4 protein-coding genes are annotated in these 4,551 nt (G+C 68.5%); all 4 read left to right on the top strand.

Features of this window, described 5'->3' with window-relative positions; all coding sequences use genetic code 11:
• Positions 1 to 52 precede the first annotated feature (52 nt).
• The 4 genes from EES42_RS44160 (at position 53) to EES42_RS44150 (ending at position 4,402) form a co-directional block, all read left to right on the top strand.
• Entirely contained in the window at positions 53 to 1,306 is a 1,254-nt protein-coding gene (locus EES42_RS44160; protein WP_124723809.1) for an IS256 family transposase, read from the top strand.
• Entirely contained in the window at positions 1,303 to 1,833 is a 531-nt protein-coding gene (locus tag EES42_RS44155; protein WP_124723808.1) for a GNAT family N-acetyltransferase, read from the top strand. The genes EES42_RS44160 and EES42_RS44155 overlap by 4 nt, the downstream gene beginning before the upstream one ends.
• Complete coding sequence (locus EES42_RS45515; RefSeq protein WP_164495609.1) at positions 1,830 to 1,991, top strand: helicase associated domain-containing protein; 162 nt, start codon at positions 1,830 to 1,832, stop codon at positions 1,989 to 1,991. The genes EES42_RS44155 and EES42_RS45515 overlap by 4 nt, the downstream gene beginning before the upstream one ends.
• Positions 1,992 to 2,419: 428 nt before the next feature.
• Positions 2,420 to 4,402, top strand: coding sequence for a pentapeptide repeat-containing protein (locus EES42_RS44150; RefSeq protein WP_124723807.1), 1,983 nt, complete (start codon positions 2,420 to 2,422; stop codon positions 4,400 to 4,402).
• Positions 4,403 to 4,551: the final 149 nt, after the last annotated feature.

Below are 4,551 nucleotides of genomic sequence, written 5' to 3'. Positions count from 1 at the left end.
GTAGGTCATCGAGTAGGCCCGCGTTCGCAGCGCGGGCCGGGAAGGCACGCCCGTGCTCAGCGTAGTAACTGCCGACGACTCCACGCAGTCTGGCTCCCTGATCGACGAGATCGTCCGCGAGGGCGCCCGCCGGATGCTGGCCGCCGCTCTGGAGGCGGAAGTCAACCAGTACATAGCCGAGTTGGCGGCCGAGACCGACGGGCGGGGGCGTCGCCTGGTGGTCCGCAACGGTCACCACCGGCCCCGCACGGTGACCACCGCCGCCGGTGCGGTCGAGGTCACCGCGCCGCGGGTCAACGACCGGCGCGTGGACGAGGCCACCGGGGACAGGAGGCGGTTCTCCTCGAAGATCCTGCCACCGTGGTGCCGCAAGTCCCCCAAGATCTCAGAGGTGCTGCCTCTGCTCTACCTGCACGGCCTGTCGTCCGGGGACTTCGTGCCGGCGCTGGAGCAGTTCCTCGGCTCGGCGTCCGGGCTGTCGCCGGCCACGGTCACCCGGCTGACCAAGCAGTGGAGCGACGACCACGCCGCCTTCCAGGACCGGGACCTGTCCGACCGCGATTTCGTCTACGTGTGGGCAGACGGCGTGCACCCGAAGGTCCGGCTCGGCCAGGCGCACTCGTGCGTTCTGGTCCTGCTCGGTGTCCGTGCCGACGGCACGAAGGAGCTGATCGCGCTCGCGGAGGGGCTGCGTGAGTCCACCGAGTCGTGGGCCGACCTGCTGCGGGACTACCGCCGCCGGGGCATGCGCGACCCGGAGCTGGTGGTCGGCGACGGCGCGATGGGCCTGTGGAAGGCGCTCGCCGAGGTGTTCCCTGCCGCCCGCCATCAGCGGTGCTGGGTACACAAAGCCAGGAATGTCTCGAACGCCCTGCCGAAGTCCGCGCAGCCAGGCGCGACGAAGGCCATGCAGGAGATCTACAACGCCGAAGACCGCACGCACGCGGAGAAAGCCATCGAGGCCTTCTCCCGCGCCTACGGCGCGAAGTGGCCCAAGGCCGTCAAGAAGATCACCGACCATGTCGACGAGCTGCTGGCGTTCTACGATTTCCCAGCCGAGCACTGGATCCACCTACGGACCACCAACCCCATCGAGTCGACGTTCTCCACGGTCAGGCTCCGCACCAAGGTCACCCGCGGCGCCGGCAGCCCGGCCGCCGCCCTGGCGATGGTGTTCAAACTGGTCGAGTCCGCCCAGGAACGCTGGCGCGCGATCACTGGAGCCCACCTGGTTGCCCTGGTCCGCTCCGGCGCGAAATTCGAGAACGGCGTCCTGGTCGAGCGTTCTGAGAAGATCGCAGCATGACCGGCCAACGCCACGCCGCCACCGAATCCCACCGGCCATTTGCTGAACCGGTCCGGCTCGACCTGTCCGATCCCGATACCCTGCGTCATCTATGGGACCTTCAGCGGGCCTCCTACGCGGTCGAAGCCCGGCTCATCGGCTTCGACGGCATCCCGCCCCTGCACGAGTCCCTTGAGCAGTTGCGCACATGTGACGAGTCCTGCCTCGGGGTTCGCGACGAGTTGAGACTTGTGGGAGCGGTCGCCTGGACCCGCTTGCCGAACGGTGCTCTGGACATCTGCCGCCTCGTGGTCCATCCCGTCGCGCATCGCCGCGGCGTCGCAACGGCACTGCTCGACGCTCTGGACTTGATCGAGCCCGCGGAACTGACCGTCGTCTCGACCGCAACCGCCAACCTGCCTGCGGTCGCGCTCTATCGACGGCGCGGATTCATACCTGTAGGCGAGCGCCAGGTCGCGCCCGGCGTCACGATCACGCTGCTGGAACGCAAGAACGCATCAGCATCTCAGCCAATCCACAACTCTTGACAATTGCTCCGGAGGGTGCGCTGTCGGGCCGTCAGGGCGGCGCTGACGGGAGTGTGGTGGTCAAGCTCGGCATGTGGCTCGACAACGTCCGCAAACGCGCCGCCAAGCTCCCCGAGCAGCGCCGCGCGGATCTCGATGAGCTCGGGATGCGCTGGTAGTGCGGAGCGTGGCACAGAGCCGTCGTACGCTCCGGTGGAGGCCGATTTCGTGACGGCTAGACGTCACGCTGCCCGCGCTCTACGGGCCGCCCGGCGACGCCACGCTCTTGGACGACACCGTCCTGAAGGGTCGTCACGTCGCTGTCTCGCACGCGGGACTCCTGCGGCCACGACGACCTGGATGCCGCCCAGGGCGTGCGCGACGTCGAAAAACCGGGACACCCGTGACCGGCTGATGCCGGGGCCCACCTCTCTTGGAAATCCCGCCCTGCTGACCACGTATTCCTCACTCAGTGATTCGACGAGAGCCCATACACGGCGTACAACCCCCTTCACTACAGAGGGAACTGACCGGGACCAAACGTGTGTCCTGCCTGACACCGAGAACCGGAACCGGAACCGGTACATGACAGCGGAGCAGCCACGCCATGAGCACACCCCCAGCCCCCATCCCCCCGCTGCGGCCGCCCTGGACGTACTGCGCACACGGCGCGGACCCCACCGCCGATCCCATCGGCTGTCGCGGCATCCGCGTGCCCGGCCACACCGCATGCCTTGCCCACCTGTCCGACACAGACCGTGCCACCTACCTGGCTTCACTGACCCCCGGCACCGACATCGACCACCGCGGCACCCCTTTCACCCAGAACCTGCTAGACCAACTCCTCAGCGCGCTCCGCGACCCCACCACCGGAAAACCCCATATGGGCACTGTCCAGTTAAGCCAGGCGCAGTTCTCCGGCACCGCATGGTTCGACGAGGCGCAGTTCTCCGGCGACGCCCGGTTCGACGAGGTGCAGTTCTCCGGCGACGCCGGGTTCGGCAGGGTGCACCTTTCCGGCACCGCCTGGTTCGACGGGGCACAGTTCTCCGACACCGCCAGGTTCGACGGGGCACAGTTCTCCGGCGACGCCCGGTTCGACGAGGTGCAGTTCTCCGACACCGCCTGGTTCGGCAGGGCGCAATTCTCCGGCGACGCCCGGTTCGACGGGGCACAGTTCTCCGGCAACGCCTGGTTCGACGAGGTGCAGTTTTCCGGCGACGCCCGGTTCGACGAGGTGCAGTTCTCCGGCAACGCCCGGTTCGACAAGGTGCAGTTTTCCGGCGAGGCCGGGTTCGACGCGGCGCAGTTTTCCGGCACCGCTGGGTTCGGCGAGGCGCAGTTCTCCGGCACCGTCGGGTTCGGCGAGGCGCAGTTCTCCGGCAACGCCAGGTTCGGCAGGGCGCAGTTCTCCGGCGACGCCTTGTTCGGCGGGGTGCGGTTCGCGGTGGCTTCGGGATTGGGGCCGTTCGTGTGTGCGGGAGTGGTGGATCTGTCGGGTGCTTTGTTTGAGGTGCCGGTGATGCTGGAGATCGCGGCGAGTGAGGTGCGCTGCGAGCGGACCCGGTGGGAGTCGACCGCCACGGTGCGTCTGCGCTACGCCACGGCAGACCTCGGGCATGCGGTGCTGTCGGCGCCCGTAGCGGTCACCGCTCACCCGGTGCCTTTCGCCTCCAGCCCTGGGGACACCGTGGACGAGAGCGTGCTGTCAGGCTGCCACGACGGGGTGCGGGTGGCCTCGATACAGGGGGTGGATGCCGCCCATCTCGTCCTGACCGACATCGACCTGACCGACTGCCTGTTCTCCGGAGCCTTCCACCTCGACCAGCTCCGCCTGGAAGGCCGCACCGTATTCGCCCTCACACCCACCGGCTGGAACCGCCACGGAGTACGACTGACACGGTGGACCCGCCGACGCACCCTCGTCGAGGAACACCACTGGCGCGCACAGGACGCCGGCCAGCCCGTACCACCCCCAGGCCACACCCCCACGCCCCGCCAGTGGCGCCCGGGCCCGTACCACCCCGACCCCGCCCGAACCCCCGACCCCGAAGACGTCGCCGCCCTCTACCGCCAGCTCCGCAAAGCCTTCGAGGACGGCAAGAACGAACCCGGCGCCGCCGACTTCTACTACGGCGAATGCGAGATGCGCCGTCACGACCGCACCGGCACCCCGAAGGGCGAACGCCGCCTGCTGTGGGCCTACTGGCTGCTGTCCGGCTACGGCCTGCGCGCCTCCCGCGCCTTCACCTGGCTACCCGCCGCCATGTCGCTGACCGTGCTGCTCCTCATGGGCGTGGGCCTGCCCACCCATGACCCCGACCCCGCCACCACCGGAACCCTCCACGGCAGCAAGATCAGCCTCCACACCAGCACCCCCGACCCCGCCCTGCACGACACATGGTCAAAGCGCATGACCTGGGCCCGCGCGGAGAAAGCCACCCGTGTCGCAGTCAACTCGGTGGTCTTCCGCTCCTCCGGGCAGAACCTCACCACCGCCGGCACCTACATCGAGATGGTCTCCCGTCTCCTCGAACCCACCCTCCTGGCTCTCGGCGTCCTCGCCATCCGCGGACGCATCAAACGATGACTGGCTCTGTGAATTGACGAGGAGCAGCGTTTCTCGGGCAGTTCGGGAGGCGCGTACGCACTTCAGTGGGTCCGAATATCGATGAGGCCGGACGGCACCCTCCGGGGCCGGCGCGACTGGCTGCCGTCTGCCCGGCGCCGACCGACGAC

Source organism: Streptomyces sp. ADI95-17 (assembly GCF_003846175.1).
In the GTDB taxonomy this organism is placed as follows: Bacteria; Actinomycetota; Actinomycetes; order Streptomycetales; family Streptomycetaceae; genus Streptomyces; species Streptomyces sanglieri.
Note: the sequence above shows the minus strand (reverse complement) of the source record. Positions and strands in the feature narration are given on the sequence as shown.

Bases quoted from the DNA above. Each gene is read 5' to 3' on its own strand.
- EES42_RS44155 (WP_124723808.1), top strand. From the start codon at position 1,303: ATGACCGGCCAACGCCACGCCGCCACCGAATCCCACCGGCCATTTGCT.
- EES42_RS44150 (WP_124723807.1), top strand. From the start codon at position 2,420: ATGAGCACACCCCCAGCCCCCATCCCCCCGCTGCGGCCGCCCTGGACG.